Here is a 19,349-nt window from a genome sequence, read left to right as displayed (position 1 = left end):
GGGTACGGATCAAGGCCGTCCGGCGGTTCATCGCTCAGGGGGTGACAATGGCGAAATTCGGGTCGGGCGCGTCCAGGACGGACGTCAGCCGGCCGAGAACCTCCGGGTCACCATCGATGGTGATGCCATCATGACCCCTGCCTGCAAGTGCCGGCAGCGCCGCGACCGGCAGCGCCGCGACCGACAGGAGCAGCGTAACCGCGGCGACCATCCTTCAGAACGGGTATGACCTGGGCGTGTCACGCAGGGTGATCCACTGGAGCTCGGTGAAGTCCTCGCTCGCGAACTGCAGGCCGAACCGGCCCCAGCCGCTCTCCTTGAGGCCGCCGAAGGGCATCTGCGGCTCGTCGTTCACCGTCTGGTCGTTGATGTGCACGATCCCGACCTCGAGGCGCCGGGCCAGGTCGAGCGCGGCGTAGGTGTCGGCCGAGATGATGCCGGCGGTCAGGCCGAAGCGGGAGGCGTTCGCGCGGGCGATGGCCTCCTCCGCGCCGTTGACGGTCTCGAGCAGCGCCACCGGGCCGAAAGTTTCCTCGAAGGCGATCTCCGCCTCCGGCGGGACGTCGGTGAGGACGGTGGGCGGGTAGCAGGGCGGCGCGGCGACGCCGCCGGTCAGCAGGCGGGCGCCGAGCGAGACCGCCTCCGAGACCCGCCGGTCGACCAGGCTCAGCGCCCACTCGTTGATCAGTGGGCCGACCACGGTGGCGGGGTCGCGCGGGTCGCCGACCGGCAGCCGCGAAACTTTCTCGACGAACCGTTCGGTGAAGGACGCGGCGACGGCCCGATCGACGATGACGCGGCGCACGCACATGCAGATTTCGCCCTGGTGGACGAAAGCGCCGTAGGCGGCGGCGTCGACGGCGAGCGAAAGGTCGGCGTCGGCGAGCACGATCAGCGCGTTGTGCCCGGAAAGTTGCAGCACCGGCCGCTTGAGGTGCCGCGCCGCCAGCTCGGCGAGACGCCGCCCGGTGACCGTCGACCCGGTGAAGCTGATCCGCCGCACCAGCGGATGAGTGACCAGTTCCTCGGCGATCATCCCGGCGTCCCCGGGCGCGTGGGTGACCACGTTGACCGCTCCGGCGGGCAGCCCGGCCTCCTCGAAGACCGAGGCCCACAGCGTCCCGCCGGTGATCGGCGACTCCTCGCTGGGCTTGAGCACGACCGTGTTGCCCAGCGCGAGCGGCCCCACGATCGCCCGTCCGGCCAGCGTCAGCGCCGCGTTCCACGGCGCGATCGCCGCGACCACCCCGACCGGCCGCCGCACGGCGAGGGCCCGCGACCCGGGCAGATCGGTCGGCAGCACTTGACCGGTCGGCGTGTGCGCCAGCGATCCGGCCTGCCGCAGCATGGCCAGGCAGAAATCGAACTGGAGATTCGCGAAATACGGACCGCACCCGGTCTCGGCCGCGAGCAGGCCGATCACCGGCGAGCGCCGCCGCTCGAGCGCGTCCGCGGCCCGGATGAAGATCAGCTGCCGGTCGCTGGGCGCCATCGCCGACCAGGCCGGGAAGGCGGCCTGAGCAGCCTCGATCGCACGCCGCGTGTCTTCGCCGTCGCCCGATGCCACCTCGGCGAGCACCGCCCGGCTCCACGGGTCGTAGTCGGGGTGCCGGCGCCCGCTGATCGACGCGACCCGGGTGCCGCCGATGTGGTGCAGGACCGGCTCGATCATGGCCCGATGCTAACCGGCCGCAACGTGTAACCGACCGGGAGCAGCCGGAACGGCAGCCTGTCGTCGGCGAGGCTCCAGAGCCGCCTGCCTTCCCGCCGGAGCCCCAGCAGGGACCGCCCGGGCGGGCTCGCCAGGACGACGAGGAAGACGAGGTGACCGGCGAGGATCGAGTACTGCGGGTCGATCGTCGCGCCGACGGTCTGCGCGACGCCGAGGACCATGCCGCCCCAGAGCGTGCCCCATAGCGAGCCGAGGCGGCCGATCACCACCGCCTCGAACGCGAAGATGAGCTGGGTGGGCCCGAGTTGTTCCAGAGGTGCTTTCCATGAACGCCTCCAGGGACTTGTGCCGAGGAAGGTAGGAGTGTCGCAGGTCACACGTCAACGCGATGTTCGAATATCCGGAACGGCCGTTGATATGGTGCAACGCCATGACGGCGCCGTCGTTCTCCCAGTCGCTCGAGCGCGGCCTGCGGATTCTCAGCCAATTCGCCACCAGCGGCCCGGTCCTCGGCATCGCCGACCTGTCCCGCGCCGTCGACCTCAACCGCAGCACCACCCACCGCTACGTGGCGACGCTGACCAGCCTCGGCTTCCTCCAGCAGGACCCGGACACCCGCAAGTACTCGCTCGGCCCGCGGGTCGTCGACCTCGGCTTCGCCGCGATCAGCTCGATGGAGATCACCGGGGTCGCGGCCGGGCACCTGCAGGCGCTCTCCGACGAGACCGGCTGCGCGGCGAGCATGGCGGTCCTCGACGGCGCCGACATCGTGTACGTCGAGCGGCGTCGCTCGCGGCGCACGGCCGGCGTCGCGGTCGATCTCAACCTGCACGTCGGGTCGCGGCTGCCCGCCTACTGCACGTCGATGGGCAAGGTGCTGCTCGCCTACCGCGAGCCGGCCGCGCTGCGCGGGCTGCTCGACCGGATGGACCTCGCGCGCCGGGGTCCGAAAACGATCACCGTACGGGAACAGCTGGTCGCCGCCCTGGCAAAGGTGCGCCAGGCCGGCATCGCGGTGAACGACGAGGAGCTCGCGCCCGGGCTGCGCTCGATCGCCGCGCCGATCCGCGACCGCTCCGGCCACGTCGTCGCCGCGATCAACGTCGCCGTGCACCTGACGACCTGGACGACCTCGGTCGAGTCGGTGGTCAGCCGGCTCGGCGGGCCGCTGCGGCGCACGGCGAACGACATCTCGCACCAACTGGGTTACCGTTCGAATATGTGAAACACCGCGTTGTTTCGCGACTGTTTCGGGCCTAGATTCGGCGCAACTTTCTTCCGGTTTCGTCTGGGGAGGCGCCGACGATGGCTCTGCTCGATCAGTCCCGCTGGAATGACCAGATCTTCGAGGGCGGGTCGTGGCGCCCCGGCAGCGGCGCCGCCACCGACGTGATCGAGCCGGCCACCGGCGAATCGCTCGGCCAGGTCAATCTGGCCACCCCCGACGACGTGGCCCGGGCCGCCAAGGTCGCCGCCGACGCCCAGCGCGAGTGGGCCGCCGTGCCGCACTCCGCCCGGGCCGCCGTCCTGCGCAAGGCCGCGCAGCTGTGGGCCGAGCACGCCGAGGAGATCAGCTGGTGGAACGTGCGGGAGGTCGGCGCGATCCCCGGACTGGCCGGCTTCGCCCTGCACGTCGCCGAGCAGGAGTGCTGGGAGGCCGCGGCGCTGCCCAGCCAGCCGTACGGGTCGTTGATCCCCTCCGAGGAGCCGCGGCTCTCGATGGTCCGCCGCTACCCGGTCGGGGTGGTCGGGGTGATCTCGCCGTTCAACGTGCCGATCATCCTGGGCATCCGCTCGGTCGCGCCCGCGCTCGCCCTCGGCAACGCGGTGCTGCTCAAGCCCGATCCGCGTACGGCGGTCACCGGCGGCCTCGTGCTCGCCCGGATCTTCCAGGAGGCCGGGCTGCCCGACGGCCTGCTCCAGGTGCTGATCGGCGGCGCCGACGTCGGCGAGGCCATCCTCACCGACCCCCGGGTGCCGGTCATCTCGTTCACCGGCTCCACCGAGGCGGGCCGCCGGGTCGGCGCCCTCGCGGGCAGCCACCTCAAGCGCGCCCACCTCGAGCTCGGCGGCAACTCGGCGCTGCTGATCCTCGACGACGCCGACGTGGACGCCGCGGTCAACCTGGCCGCCTGGGGCAGCTTCTTCCACCAGGGCCAGATCTGCATGACGACCGGCCGCCACCTCGTGCACGAGCGCATCTACGACGACTTCGTCGAGCGCCTCTCCGACAAGGCGGCCAAACTCCCGGTCGGCGACCCGGCCCGCGAGCAGGTGGCGCTGGGCCCGGTGATCGACGGCGGTCAGCGCGACAAGATCCACGACCTGGTGACCTCCTCGGTCGGCGACGGCGTGCGGCTGGCCGCCGGCGGCACCTTCGACCGCCTCTTCTACCAGCCCACGGTCATCGCCGGGGCCGGCGCCACGACGCCCGCGTTCGCCAAGGAGATCTTCGGCCCGGTCGCCCCGGTGGCCAGCTTCGGCAGCATCGAGGAGGCGATCGCCCTGGCCACGAACACCGAGTACGGCCTGTCGCTGGGCATCGTCACCCGCGACGCGATGCGCGGCGTCGAGCTGGCCGACAAGATCCCCACCGGCATCGTCCACATCAACGACCAGACGGTGAACGACGAGGCCAACGCCCCGTTCGGCGGCACCGGAGCGTCGGGTACCGGCTCCCGCTTCGGTGGCGCCCAGGCCAACATCGACGCCTTCACCGACACCCGTTGGCTGACCGTCCGCAGCCAGCCGGCGGCGTTCCCCTTCTAGCTCTTCCCCGGCGGGTCACGCCGCCGGCCGGGGCTGCCCCTGCGGGTCACGCCGCCGGCCGGGGGCTTCCCCGGTCAGAAAGAACGTCGCCGCCCTCCTGGCCCCGCCGGTCGGCGGGCGGCGACCCGGATCGGTGGCGCCGGCCTCTCCCCCCGACGGCCGGCGCCCCGCCGTTCCTCTGCCCACGGTGCCGGGGCAGGGGCAACGGCGGCTTTCTCGCACTGCCCGAAATCTCCTTCTGTCCAAATCGGATGGACGGGGTTGCCCCCTGCGTCGTGCCGGGTTTCGATGCCACTCGAACCAACGACTACGGGGGATGTCGTATGAGAAGAATCAGTCTGTTCGCCGCGTCCGCGACCGTCGCGCTGGTCGTGACCACGCTGGTGACGCCCGCCGCGGCCGAGGCCTCCGGGCCCAACGCGGTCGTCGTCTGGAACAGCAACGCCCAGACCGCCATCTACGAGGTTGCCCGCCAGGGGCCGTATGTCGCGCCGCGCAGCTTCGCGATGGTGCAGGGCGCGGTCTACGACGCGGTCAATGCCATCGCGGGTACGCCCTACCAGCCGTACCTGATCTCTCCTCGCAGCCACCGGGGCGACTCCGCCGACGCTGCCGTGGCCACCGCGGCACATCGCGTGCTCGTCTCGATCTTCCCGGCGCAAACCGCGTCGCTCGACGCCATGTATGCCGAGTCGCTCGCCGCGATCCCGGACGGGCGGGGCAAGTCCGGCGGCATAGCGGTCGGCACGCAGACCGCCGATGCGATGATCGCCGCGCGGGTGGACGACGGCGCTTTCGACCCGTCCGACGCCTGGACCGCCGGCACGACGCCGGGCGTGTGGCGGCCCACCCCGCCGACGAACGCGTCGGACGGCGCCTGGGTCGGGTCGCTGCGCTCGTTCGTGATCCCGCGCAACGACATGTTCCGCACCTCGGGGCCGCCCGCGCTGACCAGCCGGCAGTACGCCCGTGATGTCAACGAGGTGAAGGCGATCGGCGGCGTCACCAGCGCGGTCCGCACCCAGGACCAGACCGAGGCGGCGATCTGGTGGCACGACCGGCGGCTCACCGAGTGGGCGATCAAGCGCCAGCTCGCGGAGACGCAACACCTGAACACGCTGCAGACCGCCCGGATGTTCGCGATGGCGGACGTGGCGAACGCCGATTCACTTATCGCGTGCTTCAACGAGAAGAAACACTGGAGCTTCTGGCGCCCGGTCACGGCCGTGCAGGAGGCCTCGAACGACGGCAACCCGGCCACCACCGGCGACCCGGCCTGGATGCCGCTGCTGGTCACGCCGCCGTTCCCCGACTACACCTCCGGCCACACCTGCTCCACGGCCACCATCATGACGACGCTGCGGATGTTCTTCGGCCGTGACGACATCCCGTTCAGTGCCTACAGCGCCGACTCGGGAACGACCCGTAACTTCGACAGCTTCTCGGCGGCCCTCGACGAGGTGGTCGAGGCCCGCATCTGGGGCGGCGTCCACTTCCGCGCCGCCGACGAGCAGGGCGTCCGTATCGGCAACGGCGTCGCCTACTACGTCCTGTCCCACGAGTTCCGCCGGCGCTGAGCAAGGCCGGCGCTGAGAGAAAGGGACGCCGGGCCGCGGGTGAGTGTGACCATCAGTGACTCATGACTTCCGCGGCCCGAGCGTCCCGGTTCCTTCAAGCGTGACGTTCTCCCAGGTCAACGGCAAGATCTCGGAACGAAGTACAAGCCTGTAGTTCGTCGCGCTCTCATTCGCCCGGGGTGTAGGGCGGCGCGACGCCCCATCCCCAGCGCGGGACCGGCGCCTGCTGCACGATGTCGGCGCCGGGCGCCGCGTTGGCCATCGCGATCCGGGTGCCCCACTCGACGTAGCCGACGAACGCGGCCCGGAACTCGGGGTCGGACGGCAGGCCCGCGTCGTCGGCCGCGAGGCTCATCAACGATGCGAACCGGAACCGCTGCTCGGGGGTGATGCCGAGGCCGACGTGCTTGTTGACCATGCGGTGGTAGCCGCCGAGGTCGCTCGTGTACGTGGCGGGCCCGCCGAAGACCTCGATCCACCAGGCGGTGACATGCTCGCGATGTTCGGTGGACACGCCGCCCGGAAACAGCGGGGAGAGCAGGTCGTCGTGGTCGACCCGGTCATAGAACGCGTTGATCAGGCGTTCGAAGGCGGCGTCCCCGCCGGCCCACGCGTAAAGGCTCGGAGTCTCTGACACCTACAACAGTGTAATCATGTAATCAGAGTCGCGGTTTCTGCCGGCGATGAGTTTCGGCGGTCGGAAAGGTCCAAGAGTCATGAGCGAACCCCACCCCGGCATCGACGCCTACCTCGCCACCCTGCCCGGCTGGCAGGCGCGGCTCGGCCAGGACCTCCGCGAGCTGATCCATGCCGCGATCCCCGAGATCACCGAAACCGTCAAGCGCACCGTACGGCCCTACTTCGTGTACCACGGCAACATCTGCGCGCTGCTGGGCACCAAGGACCACGTCAACCTTTTCCTGTACGACGGCGCGATCGTGCCCGACCCCGACGGCATCATCACCGGCGGGCACGACAACAGCACGGCCCGCACCGTTGCCTTCTGGGAGAACGACCCGATCCCCCGCGAGGCGCTGACCACGATGCTGCGCCAGATCGCCGCCAACAACGAGGCCGGCGGCTGGCGCAAGCTCAAGGCGGGCTCGCACGGACGCGACACCCTTCGCTGAATACACGGCGCGCTGTATGGTCGGCCGCGTGGAGACGGTGACGCATGGGCAGGTTCTCGCCCGCTTCGGCCATGCCCTGTCGGACGGCACGCGGGCACGGCTGCTGCTGGCCTTGCGGGAGGCGCCGGGCTATCCGGCCGACCTCGCCGATCTGCTCGGCGTGACCCGGCAGAACCTGTCGAATCACCTCGCCTGCCTGCGCGGCTGCGGCCTGGTCGTCGCCGTCCCCGAGGGGCGGCGCACGCGCTACGAACTGGCCGACGACCGGATCCGGCGTGCGCTCGACGACCTCCTCGGCCTCGTGCTCGCCACCGACCCGGCCGTCTGCCCCGACTCGGCCACCATGGGGTGCTGCTGACGGCCACCGAGGCGAGCCCTGCTGACGCGAGGGGCGCTCATGCGAGGTGCGCTCCCGCAAGACGCGCCCACGCGAGAGGGCGCCCACGCGAGAGGGCCGCTGAAATCCCGCCCGTCACGGCCTGCCGAGAGGCGTTTCCGCGGTGCGCGCCTGGGCCGGCACCGTCGGCGGGAGGCGGAACAAGGCCAGCACCGCCGGGTCGGCGAAGGTCACGCAGCGGCGGATCAGGCCGCCGGCCACGTCGAACACCTGGAGCGAGTGCGGCCGCGCCTCGCCGGTCGACGGGTCCGGGGCGTAGGCCGCGAGCGCGGGACTGCCGTTGGCCTGCACGGGCAACACGCGCCAGCCCGTCCCGCGCATGGCGAAGACGCGCCGCATGAACTCGCCGTAGTGCGCCCGGCCGGCCAGCCACAGCGCTACCGGCGGCATCTCCAGCACCACGTCGTCGGCCAGCAGCCGGGTCAGGCCCGGCACGTCGGCCGCCTCGAACGCCGTCAAGTAACGCTCGACCACGGCGCGCTCGTCCGGGTCGGCGGGCTCGCGCAGTTCGTCGAGCACCGGCCCGGCGGCCCGCAGGGTGGCCCGGGCGCGCTGCAGGCTGCTGTTCACCGAGGCCACGCTCGAGTCCAGGGCCTGCGCCACCTCCGTGGCCGGCAGCTGGAGCACCTCGCGCAGCACCAGGGCCGCCCGCTGCCGGGCGGGCAGCAGCTGCAGCGCCGCGATCAGGGCCAGCCGCAGCCCGGCCCGCTGTTGGGCGGCGTCCGCGGGGTCGCCGAGCCGCACGTCGGGGAAGGGCTGCAACCACGGGATGTCGAGGCTCGGCGTCAGCGGCGCGTACGGGTCGTCGCCGGCCGGGCCCAGACCGCTCGGCAACGGCCGCCGCGCCCGCCCCTCCAGCGCGTCGATACAGACGTTTGTCGCGATCCGATGCAGCCACGTCCGCAGCGAAGCCCGCTGCGGGTCGTACCGATCGGCCGCCCGCCAGGCCCGCAACAGCGTCTCCTGAACCAGGTCCTCGGCTTCGTGGAGAGACCCGATCATGCGGTAGCAGTGCGCCAGCAGGTCGCCCCGGAAGTCCTCGTGGGTCGCGGCCTCCGTCACCGGACGAGACTAACCACGACCCCGGCGAAAAATCTTCACGGCGCGGCGATGAGTTCCCCGCCCGGCGCCGGTATGTGGTGGCAGAGGGCGGCCGGACGGGCCGCCGAGCCTGAGGGGAGCCCACCATGGGCGACGTGATCGTCATCCAGTTCGCCACGCTCGACGGCGTGGTCTCCGACCCCGACGGACGCGGCGGCACCGAATACGGCGGCTGGGCGTTCCGGTTCGGGCCGGGCGCGGTCGCCGGCGACAAGTTCCGCCTCGGAGCGCGCATGGAGGAGGGGGTCCTGCTGTACGGGCGGCGCACCTGGGAGAGCTTCGCGCAGTTCTGGCCCGGCCGCGACGACGACTTCGCCCGGCGGATGAACGCCGCGACCAAGCGGGTCGCCACCGGCGCCGGCATCGACGCGAGCGCCTGGGCGAACTCCGCCGCGATCGACGGTGACCCGCTGGCCTGGGTCAAGGCGGAGCGCGAGCGCCGCGACGTCGTGGTGATCGGCAGCCTGAGCCTGGTGCATGCGCTCGCCGCGGCCGACCTGATCGACGAATATCGCCTGATCACCTTCCCCACGGTCACCGGCCAGGGAGACCGCCTGTTCGCCGCCGGCGCTCCCGCGGATTTCCGGTTCACCGCGGCGGAGCCGCTCGACGCGGCCGTGCTGACCGTCCTGCGCCGCGACCGCGCGGAGCGACCGGCCGGGTGAGGGCGAGCGTCACCGGCGCATGGACTTGAGTACAGCGTTCGCTGTACTCTCGGCCGCGTGGGGTTCTTCTGATGGTGGCCGAGGCGCGGCGGGCGACGCTGGGCAGGCGGATCCGCCTGCTGGTCGCGGCGACGATCGCCTACAACGTGGTCGAGGCCGTCGTCGCCATCGGCGCGGGCACGGCGGCCGGCTCGACCGCGCTGATCGGTTTCGGCCTCGACTCGGTCGTCGAGGTGTCGTCGGCCGCCGCGGTCGCCTGGCAGTTCGCCGCCCCCGACCCCGAAGCTCGCGAGAAGACCGCCTTGCGCTTCATCGCGCTCTCGTTCTTCGCGCTCGCCGCCTATATCGCGGTCGACTCCGCGCGGGCTCTCATCGGCAACAGCCCGGCCGAGCACTCCACGGCCGGGCTGATCCTCGCGGCAGTCTCGCTCGTGGTGATGCCCGCCCTGTCCTTCGCGCAGCGCCGCGCCGGCCGCGAGCTCGGCTCCCGCACCGCCGTCGCCGACTCGAAGCAGACCCTGCTCTGCACGTACCTGTCGGGTGTGCTGCTCGCCGGGCTCGCCTTCAACAGCCTGTTCGGCTGGTCCTGGGCCGACCCGGTCGCCGCCCTGGTGATCGCCGCGGTCGCCGTCCGGGAAGGCCGCGAGGCCTGGCGCGGCGACGCCTGCTGCTGATGCCGCTCGCAGCGCCGGCAAAGGGCGCAGCCGAACAACAGCGGCCCGGTGACGCCGCCAAGACGCCACCGGGCCGCTCGCGCCCGGAACGGTCAGGCGCGGATCACCGCCACTCCCCTGGCGGCGAGCATCGGGTTCCCGGGGTCGAGCGCCGAGATGTCCACCGTCGCTTCGGTCCGGTTGAAGACGAAGCGGAAGCCGCCGCGCTGGGCCACCTCCACGCGTCCGCGCAGCTCCGCCGGCAGGTCGCTGGTCACGCCGGCCCGCGCGAGGAGCTCACCGAGGACCACACCGAGCCCTTCGGGCCCGAGACGCGTCGACACGTACGAGGCCGAGCCCGCACCCACCGGCCGCCGCGTCACCGCCGCCCGTCCGGCGAGGTCGCCGGTCTTGTACGAGGCGAGCACCTCCACCGCGGTGTCGGTGATGTCGATGCGATCCGTCCACATCGAACCGACGGTGCCGTTGTCGAGGTCGGCCCGCTCGTCGTCCAGCAGCGGCGCGAACTCCTCGATCCGAATCCCGAGCAGGTCCCGCAGCGCCCCCGGATAGCCACCGAGCCACACCTGGTCGTGCTCGTCGACGATCCCCGAGAAGTACGTCGTGACGAGGTGCCCGCCGTCAGCGACATAGGAGGAGAGCCGCGCGGAAAGCGCGGCCGGCACCACGTACAGAATCGGGGCGATGACCACGTCATAACGGGTCAGGTCCGCCGAGAGCGGCACGACGTCGGCCCGGACCCCGAGATCCAGGAACGCCGTGTACCAGTCGAACGCCTCCCGCCGATAACGCAGCCGGTCGGTCGGGTGCGAGTCGAGCTCGGCCGCCCACCACGACTGCCAGTCGAAGAGGATCGCCGCGCGGGCCGGCGTGCGCGGCGTGCCGGCGAGCGGCGCGAGCGACTCGAGCCGCCGGCCCAGAGCGGTCACCGACCGGAAGAGGTCGCTGTCCGCCCCGGCGTGCGGCAGCATCGCCGAGTGGTACTTTTCGGCGCCGCCCTTGGACTGCCGCCACTGGAAGAAGCAGACCGCGTCCGCCCCGTGCGCCACGTGCAGCAGCGAGTCGCGCTCCATCTCGCCGGGCTTCTTCGCCGGGTTCACCGGCTGCCAGTTGACCGCGCTGGTCGAGTGCTCCATGAGGAACCAGGGCTTGCCGCCGGCGATGTTGCCGGTCAGGTTGGCCGAGAACGACAGCTCGTCGGCCGAGCGCGGCCCCGGCCTCCGGTAGTGGTCGTTGGAGACGAAGTCGATCTCGCTGGCCCAGTCGGCGTAGTCCATCGAGCTCTGTTCGCCCATCACCATGAAGTTCGTGGTGACCGGCACGTCCGGCGTGATCGAGCGCAGCAGGTCCCGCTCGGCGATCAGGTAGTCCTTGAGCGCGTCCGAGGAGAACCGCTTGAAGTCGAGCTGCTGGCCCGGGTTGGGGTGGGTGGCGGCGAGCCGCGGCGGGATGATCTCGTCGAAGGAGCCGTAGCGCTGCGACCAGAAGGCCGTGGCCCATGCGTCGTTGAGCGCGTCGATCGTGACGTAGCGGGCCCGAAGCCAGGCACGGAACGCGTGGGTGGCGTCGTCGGAGTAGTCGTAGACGTTGTGGCAGCCGAGCTCGTTGTTGACGTGCCAGGCGACCAGCGCGGGGTGGCCGGCGTACCGGGTCGCGATGGCCCGGACCAGCCGTAGGGCGTGCGAGCGGAACACCGGCGAGGTGGGCCGCCAGTGCTGCCGTCCGCCGGGCCAGACGGTGTTGCCGAGGCGGTCGACCGGCAGGATCTCGGGGTGCGCGGTGGTCAGCCACGGCGGCGGCGAGGCGGTCGCGGTGGCGAGGTCGACGGAGATTCCGTTGGCGTGCAGCAGATCCATCGCGTCGTCGAGCCAGGCGAAGTCGTGCTCGCCCGAGGCCGGCTCGATCTTGGCCCAGGAGAAGATCGCAAGGGAGACGATGGTGACGCCGGCCTCGCGCATGCGCCGGACGTCGTCGTCCCACACCTCGCGCGGCCACTGGTCGGGGTTGTAGTCGGCGCCGAACTCGAGGCGGGGCTCTCCGGTGCGGCGCAGCCAACGGGTGGAACTCACACGATCTCCTTAAAACGGGGGGCCCGCGGAAGCGGGCCCCCCGGGTGTCACTTGACGGTGAAGCCCTGCTCGGTGCCGTACTTGCCGGATTGCTCCTGCCAGGCCTTCAGGCCGTCGGGGAGGGTGGTGTTCGAGACGTACGCCTTGCCGACGGTGTCGTTGAAGATGCTGTTGGCGTAGACCTGGAACGGCAGGTACGACCAGCCGGTCACGACGTTCTGCGCCGACTTGGCGAAGATCTCGTTGGCCTTCTGGCCGCCGAAGTACTTGAACTCGGTGCCCAGGAACTTCGGGTCGTTGAGCGCCTTGGTGGTGGCCGGGAAGGCGCCGTTGTCGACGCGGATCTGCACGCCGTCGCCGTCGTTGGCGTACTTCATGAAGCCGTAGGCAAGAGCCTTGTTCGCGCCCTTGTCCATGATGGCGAGCGAGCTGCCGCCGTTCTCCGCGCTGGCGTTGGCGCCGGCGGTCCACTGCGGCATGTCGGCGACCCGCCACTTGCCGGATCCGCTGGGGGCGCTGGAGGTGAAGTTGGCGGGCATCCACGCGCCGGTCGGCAGGGTGGCGATGGTGCCGTTGGCGATGCCCTGGAACCACTGGTCGGTCCAGCCGGAAATCGGGGCGACGAGCTTCTCGCTGATCAGCTGCTGCCAGAGCTGGGTGTAGGTGGTGCTGCCCTGGTCGGTGAAGTTGATCGTCACGTTGGTGCCGTCGACCTGGTACGGCTTGCCGCCGGCCTGCCAGATCATGCTGGTGGTGAAGCCGGCGTCACCGGTGTCGCTGGTGATGTAGACCTTCGGGTCGGCCTTGTGGATCTTGCGGGCCGCGTCGAGGTATTCCTGCCAGGTGGTGGGCACCTTGACGCCGAACTTGTCGAAGACGTCCTTGTTGTAGAACAGCGCCATCGGGCCCGAGTCCATCGGCAGGCCGAAGATGTCCCCGCCGGAGTGCACCGAGTTCCACGGGCCGGGGGTGAAATCGGCCTTGAGGTCCTCGGCGCCGTAGCCCTTGAGGCTGGTCAGCGACTTGCCGAGGGCGAACTGCGGCAGCGCGTAGTACTCGATCTGCGCGACGTCCGGGACGCCCTTGCCGGCGGCGACGGCGTTCTGCAGCGCGGTGTACTGCTTGTCGCCGGTGCCGGCGTTGACCAGATCGACCTTTACATTGGGGTATTTCTGCTGAAAATTCGTCACGACCTGCTTGAGGGTGGGCTCCCACGCCCAGACCGTCAGCGTGCCGCCCTTCTCGAGGGCCGCGGTGACGTCGGTGTCCGAGACCGTGCCGCCGGACGACGATCCCGAGTCCGACGACGAATCCGATCCGCCACCGCAGGCGGCGAGCGCCAGGGTGAGGGCGGCTGCCGCCGCCACCGGCCAAAGTTTGCGCATGAGGGGTCCTTTCATTCTTTGACGCTTCCGGCGGCCAGGCCGGACTGCCAGTAGCGCTGGAGCAGGAGGAACACCGCGATCAGCGGCAGGATCGTGAGGAGCGATCCGGTGATGACGAGATTGAAGACGGCCTGGCCGCCCGCCGTGCCGGACTGCGCGTTCCACGCGTTGAGGCCGATGGTGAGCGGGTACCAGTCCGGGTCCTTCAGCATGATCAGCGGCAGGAAGTAGTTGTTCCACGTCGCGACGATGTTGAAGAGCAGCACCGTGACGAGCCCGGGAGCGAGCAGCGGCACGGAGATGCGGAAGAAGGTGCGGAACTCCCCCGCGCCGTCCACCCGGGCCGCCTCGAGGATCTCGCTCGGGACGGCCTGGGCCGAGAACGTCCACATCAGGTACAGGCCGAACGGCGTGACCAGGGACGGGATGATCACGGCCCACGGGGTGTCCGTGAGGCCGAGCTTGGCGAAGAGCAGGAACTGCGGGACGGCGAGGGCGGTGCCGGGGACGGCGACCGCGCCGATGACGACCGCGAAGACGCCCTTGCGGCCCGGGAAGTCGAACTTGGCCAGGCCGTACCCCGCCAGGGCGGCGAGGAAAGTTGCGCCGCCGGCGCCCACCACGACGTACAGCAGGGTGTTCGCCAGCCAGCGGAGAAAGATTCCGTCGTCGTACGTGAGCGTGTCTTTGATGTTGGCGAACAGGGCGAACTTGCCGTCGTCGAACCACAGCCCGAACGACGTGAACAGGCCGTCCTGCGTCTTGGTCGAGTTGAAGAACAGCCAGGCCAGGGGCACCAGCGTGTAGAGCGCCATCAGCGCGGTGAGAATCGTGAGAGTCACGCTTTGCTTGCGCCTGCGCTTGCGGGAACCGGTCGCGGTGGGCGAAATCTTTCGCGTACGAGAGGACGACTGCACCGCCGTGGTCATGTCAGCTCTCCCTGGTGCCGCGGAGCTGCACGACGTACGCGATGACCATGGTGATGACGCCCATGATGATCGCGACCGTGGCGGCGTAGTTGTACTGCTGGCCCGAGAAGGACAGCGAGTAGGCGTACAGGTTGGGGGTGAAGAACGTGGTGATCGCGTTCGGGGCGAGCGGCTTGAGGATGGCCGGCTCGTTGAACAGCTGGAAGCTGCCGATCACCGAGAAGATGGTGGCGATCACGATGGCGCCGCGGATGGCCGGCAGCTTGATCGCCCGGATGATGCGGAACTGGCCGGCGCCGTCGATCTCGGCAGACTCGTAGAGCGAGACCGGCACGGTGCGCAGCGCCGAATAGAAGATCAGCATGTTGTAGCCGACGAATTCCCAGGTCACGATGTTGCCGATGCTCGCGAGCACGAGGTGCGGGGAGAGCGGGTCGGGCAGCGTCACGTGCAGGGCGTCGTTGACGTTGCCGACCAGGCCGAACCGGCTGCCGTACATGAAGCCCCACAGCAACGTCGCGACGACGGCCGGCACCGCGTACGGAAGAAAGATCGTCACCCGGAAGAAGGCCTTGCCGTAGAGCCGTCCCGAGTCGAGGGCGAGCGCCACGAGCAGTGCCAGGAACAGCATGATCGGCACCTGGACGACCAGGAACAGCGCGACCCGGCCGAACGCCGACCAGAACTGGGAGTCCTGGATGGCCTGCTGGTAGTTGTCCAGGCCGACGAACGAGTTGCCGCCGATCAGCCGGTTCTTGAAGAGGCTCAGATAGATCGAGTACACGATCGGTGCGAGGAAGACCAGCGCGAAGACCAGCATGAACGGGCCGACGAACTGCCAGCCCTTCCATGACCGGCGCCGTCGTCGCGGTACGCCCGGCGGCGCCGCGACCTGGGTTGTTGCCATGCCCCTCACCCTTCCGATCCCGCCGGGCCGACCGGCGGCGTTCCGGATGTTTACGTAAACATTGTGCACCAGGCACGTGTTCGATCGTGTTCTACCGTGTTGCTCGAAGTTCAGCAACGTGATGTTTACGTAAACATCGAGGTGATAGTTTCACTGGCACCACGGATCGTCAAGGAGCCAGTTTCGATGAGCGACGCGTCCCCCCGGCCACGCACCCGCGGCGTCTCGATGGCCGACGTCGCGCGGCTGGCCGGCGTCTCGTCCCAGACCGTCTCGCGGGTGTCGACCGGCCACCCGGGCGTGGTCGAGAAGACCCGGAATCAGGTGCTCGAGGCGATGCGGGAACTCGGCTACCGACCGAACAGCGCCGCACGTGCGCTCAAGCGCGGCAGCTTCCGCACCATCGGCGTCATCCTGTTCACCCTCGCGACCACCGGCAACAGCCGCACCGTCGAGGCCATCGCGGCGCAGGCCGCCCAGGAGGGGTACGCGATCACGCTGTTCCCGGTCGCGGCGCCGACCCAGGACGGCGTGCTCGGCGCGTTCACCCGGCTCGGCGAGCTCGCGGTCGACGGCATCATCGTGATCATGGAGGTCCACCTCCTCGACGCCGTCGACCTGACCCTGCCGCCCGGTGTCCAGGTGGTGGTCGTCGACTCGGACGCCGGCGACCGCTACCCCGTCGTCGACACCGACCAGGCCGACGGCGCCCGCCAGGCCGTGCGCCACCTGCTCGGCCTCGGCCACAAGACGGTCTGGCACGTCACCGGCCCGGCCGAGTCGTTCTCCTCGGAGCGGCGGGCGGCGGCCTGGCGCGCGGTGCTCGAGGACGCCGGCCGGGTCGTCCCGCCGGTCCAGCGCGGCGACTGGTCGGCCGCCTCCGGCTACCGGGCCGGCCTGGTCCTGGCGGACGAGCCGTCCTGCACCGCTATCTTCGCGGCGAACGACCAGATGGCGCTGGGCGTGCTGCGCGCCCTGCACGAGCGGGGCCGCCGCGTGCCCGAGGAGGTGAGCGTGGTCGGCTTCGACGACATCCCCGACGCCGGCGCGTACCTGCCGCCGCTCACCACGGTCCACCAGGACTTCGCCGAGGTCGGCCGGCGCTGCGTGCACGGCCTGCTCGAACAGATCCACGACGAGCGCGCCGAGGCCGGCACGGTCCTGGTGCCGACCACGCTGGTGGTCCGGGAAAGCACCGCTCCCCCACCGCCCCCGGTCAGCTGAGACCCTGGTTCCGACGCCGGCAAGAAAGGTGAACGGCCGTAAACGTCACATCGCCGTCGACACCTGCGGACTGCTGCTCGACGCTCCTGGTCACCGGCGCCGGCGTGCAGGACCGCGACGGCGCCCGGCCGCTGCTCTGGGCGCTGCACCAGTGCTTCCCTAGCGTGGGGCTGGTCTGGGCTGACTCCGGCCACGCCGGCCGGCTGGTGGGCTGGGCCGCGATGGTCGTTCGGTCGTGACCTTGAATCGTGGCACGGCGACATCACAGAACGGGGGTTTTGCCCTTCTTGGCCAAAGCCCAGACGTAGTACCACTTGTCCTCGCGAAGAGCGCGGATGCTGTTGTCCGCTGTGGCGCTGAGGATGCCCCACACGCCGCCGCTTGCACCGACGGCCGCGATTGCCGCCGCCAGCGCAGGCCCGTACACAGCCACAAGAATCGCCCCTACGGATCCGATCGCCGCGCCGGTCACGCTCACGGCTCTTTTCCTCCTGGCCGCCTCCATCTGAGCGCGCGCTGACCGAACGTGGTCCTTGATCTGCAAACCCAACTTGAGAAGTTCGCGGTCCGACTGAATGTCGTTCATCGCCGTGTCCATCTCCAGGAACTTACTTCGAAGGAAGTCCCGAAAGGCGGAATATGCGGAGAATTCTCCGGTCGTGATCTTGCCGAAATCTCGGAGTCCAACTCCTTCCAAGAACGGTAGGTCGATACGAAGTACAGGGCGCACAAGCTGACTCTTTATTGGGTTCGCGCCGGAAGCGTCCACCGCGCGGCCATCCCGGATCAAGTAGTCAACGGGGGTGACCCGTGCAACCTTGTCGAGAGCCGTCCTCACTCCGTCTTTTGTCCTGTACTTGGCGGTCCCGTAGCTAGGCAAATACCACACCAGGCCGGCACGGAGCAGCAGCTCCGCGTCGAGAATCCACTGCCCGAGCATATCCAGGTCAGGACAATAGATTCCGTACGCAGTCGACAGGTGGTTCCGATCCCGTTGACGGGACAGCTCCATGAAGACGTCCTGGGGAACGGCCACTCCTCCAGCCCCAGCCGGTATCCACTCCACACTTTCTTCGCGTGAAATTGCACCAATATCGCGATAACTCCCAGATTCGTCGTGTGAGAGCAGAAGCGTATCCGATATAAGTGAGGCACGCTTGGTGATATTGTCCAGGTCTTGAGCAGTGTCGCCAATCGACAAGGCGACGCAGAAACGTGATCGAGACAGTTCACTTTCCAGTTTGGCCCTCTGGGCCCAGAGGAATTTTCCGTAGCTGGTCGCGACTTCCTCAAGATCTCGCCGCTGCTCGCTTCGGAGCGTTCGAAAGAACCTCCGCATGTTGCGTGCGATGATCTCGTCCTGGACTACCTGCCCACGGCGGAACATGCGCCCATGGTAGTCGTCACCATCTCCAGCCATGCCTTCGGATATTTCACCTACCCGACGATGCGCGTGGACCGCCGACCGCCGGGCACCCTTATTTACCAGGTCTGAGACCGGCCCGCCGCAGGATGTCGAGGATGACGCCCGCCTTCCCGGCGACGTAGCCGGACATCGACATCGGGTTCGCGGCGGCGGCCTCGCGCTTGCCCGCCTCGTACCGGTCGCGGTCTTCGGGGTGGGCGCGCAGCCAGTCGCGCAGGATCAGGTGGCGCAGGTGCTCGTCGCAGTCCGGGCCGAAGACGTGCAGGTTCACGTCGTGGCCGGCGTTCCACAGGCAGCGATGCTCGTACCAATGCGGTTCCCGGGTGGCCAGCCGGTAGCCCGCCTCGGTCAGCGCCGGGACGTAGGTGTCCTCGTCGGCGGGGTCGGCCACGATCAGGTCGATGTCGACGCGGTCCTTGGCGGCCAGCCCCGGCACGGCCGTGGAGCCGACGTGGTCGATCGCGAGCGCCGTCGTGCCCAGCGCGGCCCGGATTCGTGCCTGTTCGCGGCGGAAGCGCCCCGGCCAGTCCGGGTCATAGGGACTGATGGCGATCGGCTTGGTGACGTGGGCGGGGCGGTTGCCCACGACACGGCCGGGGGCGTCGATCGGGGCGGGGGTGGGCAACGGCGGCATACGCATGCCGCACCAGGTAACTACACGGGAGCAAACCGGCGGGCTCTCGGCAGGCGGGCCGACAGGTCGGGCGACGGCTCGACGCCGAGCTCGCGGCGCAGCAGGTCGCGGTAGGCGTCGTAGGCGCGGCGCGCCTCGATCCAGTTGCCCTCGGCGGCGTGGGCGTGGATCAGGGCGCGCTGGGCGCTCTCGCGCAGCGGGTCGGCGGTCGCCGCGGCCATGGCGGCCTCCACCGCCTCGCCGGGGCGACCGGCCCGGGTCAGGGCCCGGCTCAGGGCTTCGAGGGCGTCGAGGAGCCGCCGGCGCACCCGCTCGCGCTCGGCGATGGCCCAGTCGTCGTACCAGCCGGGCAGCAGCTCCAGGGCGTCCGAGAGCGACGGCAGGACGGCCAGGTCGGCGGGGCCCGGGGCGCCGCGGGTCAGGCGGGCCGCCCAGTCGTCCATGACGTGCACGTCGACCAGGACGCCGTCGCGCAGCCGCAGCGACCACTTGTCGGCGGCCAGCAGGTCGACGCCGGCGGTGCGCAGGCGCCAGAGGGCCGAGCGCAGGTTTCCGGAGGCGCGGACCGCGCCGGCGCCGGGCCAGAGCGCGGCCGCGGCGTGCCGCCGCTGCACCCGGGAGCGGCGCAATGACACGTACGCGAGAAGCCGTTTGCTGCCCTCGGGGACCTCGCGGCGTTGCCGGCCCAGGGTGACGTAGGGGCCGCCGCACAGATGCAGCACGACGCAGGCCGGATCGGAGGTCATCGGGCCACGCTAGCCAGCCGCCGTCACCGCTGCGTCTCACGGGG

21 protein-coding genes are annotated in these 19,349 nt (G+C 70.1%); 9 read left to right on the top strand and 12 right to left on the bottom strand.

Going from position 1 to position 19,349, the window contains the following annotated elements; translation table 11 throughout:
• Positions 1-34: 34 nt before the first annotated feature.
• Genes ACIA5D_RS17090 through ACIA5D_RS17080 form a run of 3 tightly spaced genes read right to left on the bottom strand, consistent with a single transcriptional unit; the run spans position 35 to position 1,941 of the window.
• The gene (locus ACIA5D_RS17090; RefSeq protein ID WP_396030885.1) at positions 35-211 is read right to left on the bottom strand and encodes an alkyl sulfatase C-terminal domain-containing protein; all 177 of its coding nucleotides are present in this window, start codon (positions 209-211) and stop codon (positions 35-37) included.
• Positions 212-214: 3 nt separating this feature from the next.
• Positions 215-1,672, bottom strand: coding sequence for an aldehyde dehydrogenase family protein (locus ACIA5D_RS17085; RefSeq protein WP_396030884.1), 1,458 nt, complete (start codon positions 1,670-1,672; stop codon positions 215-217).
• Complete coding sequence (locus ACIA5D_RS17080; RefSeq protein ID WP_396030883.1) at positions 1,669-1,941, bottom strand: hypothetical protein; 273 nt, start codon at positions 1,939-1,941, stop codon at positions 1,669-1,671. Before ACIA5D_RS17080 ends, ACIA5D_RS17085 begins: the two co-directional genes overlap by 4 nt.
• A gap of 161 nt (positions 1,942-2,102) precedes the next feature.
• On the opposite strand from ACIA5D_RS17080, the gene ACIA5D_RS17075 reads away from it, so the two are divergent.
• The 3 genes from ACIA5D_RS17075 to ACIA5D_RS17065 all read left to right on the top strand — a co-directional run bounded on the left by ACIA5D_RS17075 (position 2,103) and on the right by ACIA5D_RS17065 (position 6,018).
• The gene (locus ACIA5D_RS17075; protein ID WP_396030882.1) at positions 2,103-2,897 is read left to right on the top strand and encodes an IclR family transcriptional regulator; all 795 of its coding nucleotides are present in this window, start codon (positions 2,103-2,105) and stop codon (positions 2,895-2,897) included.
• Between the two features lie 80 nt (positions 2,898-2,977).
• Positions 2,978-4,441 carry a benzaldehyde dehydrogenase gene (locus ACIA5D_RS17070; RefSeq protein ID WP_396030881.1) on the top strand — a complete coding sequence of 488 codons (1,464 nt, stop codon included), beginning with the start codon at positions 2,978-2,980 and terminating at the stop codon, positions 4,439-4,441.
• A 323-nt stretch (positions 4,442-4,764) separates the two neighbouring features.
• The gene (locus ACIA5D_RS17065; protein ID WP_396030880.1) at positions 4,765-6,018 is read left to right on the top strand and encodes a vanadium-dependent haloperoxidase; all 1,254 of its coding nucleotides are present in this window, start codon (positions 4,765-4,767) and stop codon (positions 6,016-6,018) included.
• A gap of 166 nt (positions 6,019-6,184) precedes the next feature.
• On the opposite strand, the gene ACIA5D_RS17060 is transcribed toward ACIA5D_RS17065, so the two are convergent.
• Complete coding sequence (locus ACIA5D_RS17060) at positions 6,185-6,655, bottom strand: group II truncated hemoglobin (RefSeq protein WP_396030879.1); 471 nt, start codon at positions 6,653-6,655, stop codon at positions 6,185-6,187.
• A gap of 79 nt (positions 6,656-6,734) precedes the next feature.
• On the opposite strand from ACIA5D_RS17060, the gene ACIA5D_RS17055 reads away from it, so the two are divergent.
• Together ACIA5D_RS17055 and ACIA5D_RS17050 are read left to right on the top strand one after the other, a co-directional pair.
• Positions 6,735-7,148: a DUF1801 domain-containing protein gene (locus tag ACIA5D_RS17055; protein WP_396030878.1), complete on the top strand. Its 414-nt coding sequence runs from the start codon at positions 6,735-6,737 to the stop codon at positions 7,146-7,148.
• A 28-nt stretch (positions 7,149-7,176) separates the two neighbouring features.
• The gene (locus ACIA5D_RS17050) at positions 7,177-7,506 is read left to right on the top strand and encodes an ArsR/SmtB family transcription factor (protein WP_396030877.1); all 330 of its coding nucleotides are present in this window, start codon (positions 7,177-7,179) and stop codon (positions 7,504-7,506) included.
• 114 nt (positions 7,507-7,620) lie between these two features.
• Here ACIA5D_RS17050 and ACIA5D_RS17045 read toward each other — a convergent pair whose 3' ends face one another.
• Entirely contained in the window at positions 7,621-8,607 is a 987-nt protein-coding gene (locus tag ACIA5D_RS17045) for an RNA polymerase subunit sigma-70 (RefSeq protein WP_396030876.1), read from the bottom strand.
• A 125-nt stretch (positions 8,608-8,732) separates the two neighbouring features.
• Between ACIA5D_RS17045 and ACIA5D_RS17040 the strand changes: the two genes are divergently transcribed.
• Complete coding sequence (locus tag ACIA5D_RS17040; protein ID WP_396030875.1) at positions 8,733-9,311, top strand: dihydrofolate reductase family protein; 579 nt, start codon at positions 8,733-8,735, stop codon at positions 9,309-9,311.
• Between the two features lie 71 nt (positions 9,312-9,382).
• Complete coding sequence (locus ACIA5D_RS17035; protein WP_396030874.1) at positions 9,383-9,985, top strand: cation transporter; 603 nt, start codon at positions 9,383-9,385, stop codon at positions 9,983-9,985.
• Between the two features lie 92 nt (positions 9,986-10,077).
• Here ACIA5D_RS17035 and ACIA5D_RS17030 read toward each other — a convergent pair whose 3' ends face one another.
• From ACIA5D_RS17030 to ACIA5D_RS17015, 4 genes are read right to left on the bottom strand one after another with little or no spacing between them, the layout of a single operon-like run.
• The gene (locus tag ACIA5D_RS17030; RefSeq protein ID WP_396030873.1) at positions 10,078-12,054 is read right to left on the bottom strand and encodes a beta-galactosidase; all 1,977 of its coding nucleotides are present in this window, start codon (positions 12,052-12,054) and stop codon (positions 10,078-10,080) included.
• Between the two features lie 47 nt (positions 12,055-12,101).
• Entirely contained in the window at positions 12,102-13,439 is a 1,338-nt protein-coding gene (locus ACIA5D_RS17025) for an ABC transporter substrate-binding protein (protein WP_396030872.1), read from the bottom strand.
• Between the two features lie 11 nt (positions 13,440-13,450).
• Positions 13,451-14,368: a carbohydrate ABC transporter permease gene (locus ACIA5D_RS17020; protein WP_396030871.1), complete on the bottom strand. Its 918-nt coding sequence runs from the start codon at positions 14,366-14,368 to the stop codon at positions 13,451-13,453.
• A gap of 1 nt (position 14,369) precedes the next feature.
• Entirely contained in the window at positions 14,370-15,275 is a 906-nt protein-coding gene (locus tag ACIA5D_RS17015; protein WP_396030870.1) for a carbohydrate ABC transporter permease, read from the bottom strand.
• Between the two features lie 186 nt (positions 15,276-15,461).
• On the opposite strand from ACIA5D_RS17015, the gene ACIA5D_RS17010 reads away from it, so the two are divergent.
• Together ACIA5D_RS17010 and ACIA5D_RS17005 are read left to right on the top strand one after the other, a co-directional pair.
• The gene (locus tag ACIA5D_RS17010) at positions 15,462-16,499 is read left to right on the top strand and encodes a LacI family DNA-binding transcriptional regulator (protein ID WP_396030869.1); all 1,038 of its coding nucleotides are present in this window, start codon (positions 15,462-15,464) and stop codon (positions 16,497-16,499) included.
• Positions 16,500-16,603: 104 nt separating this feature from the next.
• Complete coding sequence (locus ACIA5D_RS17005; protein WP_396030868.1) at positions 16,604-16,738, top strand: hypothetical protein; 135 nt, start codon at positions 16,604-16,606, stop codon at positions 16,736-16,738.
• 23 nt (positions 16,739-16,761) lie between these two features.
• Here the strand turns inward: ACIA5D_RS17005 and ACIA5D_RS17000 are convergent, their stop codons facing one another.
• The 3 genes from ACIA5D_RS17000 to ACIA5D_RS16990 form a co-directional block, all read right to left on the bottom strand.
• Positions 16,762-17,886, bottom strand: coding sequence for a hypothetical protein (locus tag ACIA5D_RS17000; protein ID WP_396030866.1), 1,125 nt, complete (start codon positions 17,884-17,886; stop codon positions 16,762-16,764).
• A 91-nt stretch (positions 17,887-17,977) separates the two neighbouring features.
• Entirely contained in the window at positions 17,978-18,565 is a 588-nt protein-coding gene (locus ACIA5D_RS16995) for a GrpB family protein (RefSeq protein WP_396030865.1), read from the bottom strand.
• 14 nt (positions 18,566-18,579) lie between these two features.
• Positions 18,580-19,305: a BTAD domain-containing putative transcriptional regulator gene (locus ACIA5D_RS16990; protein ID WP_396030864.1), complete on the bottom strand. Its 726-nt coding sequence runs from the start codon at positions 19,303-19,305 to the stop codon at positions 18,580-18,582.
• Positions 19,306-19,349: the final 44 nt, after the last annotated feature.

The sequence above is a fragment of the Actinoplanes sp. NPDC051513 genome (assembly GCF_044454685.1).
In the GTDB taxonomy this organism is placed as follows: domain Bacteria; phylum Actinomycetota; class Actinomycetes; order Mycobacteriales; family Micromonosporaceae; genus Actinoplanes.
This window is presented reverse-complemented; position numbering and strand designations above follow the sequence as displayed.

Excerpts from the sequence above, each read along its gene's own strand:
- ACIA5D_RS17090 (WP_396030885.1), bottom strand. The coding sequence starts at position 211 with ATGGTCGCCGCGGTTACGCTGCTCCTGTCGGTCGCGGCGCTGCCGGTC.
- ACIA5D_RS17085 (WP_396030884.1), bottom strand. The coding sequence starts at position 1,672 with ATGATCGAGCCGGTCCTGCACCACATCGGCGGCACCCGGGTCGCGTCG.
- ACIA5D_RS17075 (WP_396030882.1), top strand. The coding sequence starts at position 2,103 with ATGACGGCGCCGTCGTTCTCCCAGTCGCTCGAGCGCGGCCTGCGGATT.
- ACIA5D_RS17070 (WP_396030881.1), top strand. The coding sequence starts at position 2,978 with ATGGCTCTGCTCGATCAGTCCCGCTGGAATGACCAGATCTTCGAGGGC.
- ACIA5D_RS17065 (WP_396030880.1), top strand. The coding sequence starts at position 4,765 with ATGAGAAGAATCAGTCTGTTCGCCGCGTCCGCGACCGTCGCGCTGGTC.
- ACIA5D_RS17055 (WP_396030878.1), top strand. The coding sequence starts at position 6,735 with ATGAGCGAACCCCACCCCGGCATCGACGCCTACCTCGCCACCCTGCCC.
- ACIA5D_RS17040 (WP_396030875.1), top strand. The coding sequence starts at position 8,733 with ATGGGCGACGTGATCGTCATCCAGTTCGCCACGCTCGACGGCGTGGTC.
- ACIA5D_RS17035 (WP_396030874.1), top strand. The coding sequence starts at position 9,383 with ATGGTGGCCGAGGCGCGGCGGGCGACGCTGGGCAGGCGGATCCGCCTG.
- ACIA5D_RS17025 (WP_396030872.1), bottom strand. The coding sequence starts at position 13,439 with ATGCGCAAACTTTGGCCGGTGGCGGCGGCAGCCGCCCTCACCCTGGCG.
- ACIA5D_RS17020 (WP_396030871.1), bottom strand. The coding sequence starts at position 14,368 with ATGACCACGGCGGTGCAGTCGTCCTCTCGTACGCGAAAGATTTCGCCC.
- ACIA5D_RS17015 (WP_396030870.1), bottom strand. The coding sequence starts at position 15,275 with ATGGCAACAACCCAGGTCGCGGCGCCGCCGGGCGTACCGCGACGACGG.
- ACIA5D_RS17010 (WP_396030869.1), top strand. The coding sequence starts at position 15,462 with ATGAGCGACGCGTCCCCCCGGCCACGCACCCGCGGCGTCTCGATGGCC.
- ACIA5D_RS17000 (WP_396030866.1), bottom strand. The coding sequence starts at position 17,886 with ATGTTCCGCCGTGGGCAGGTAGTCCAGGACGAGATCATCGCACGCAAC.
- ACIA5D_RS16995 (WP_396030865.1), bottom strand. The coding sequence starts at position 18,565 with ATGCGTATGCCGCCGTTGCCCACCCCCGCCCCGATCGACGCCCCCGGC.
- ACIA5D_RS16990 (WP_396030864.1), bottom strand. The coding sequence starts at position 19,305 with ATGACCTCCGATCCGGCCTGCGTCGTGCTGCATCTGTGCGGCGGCCCC.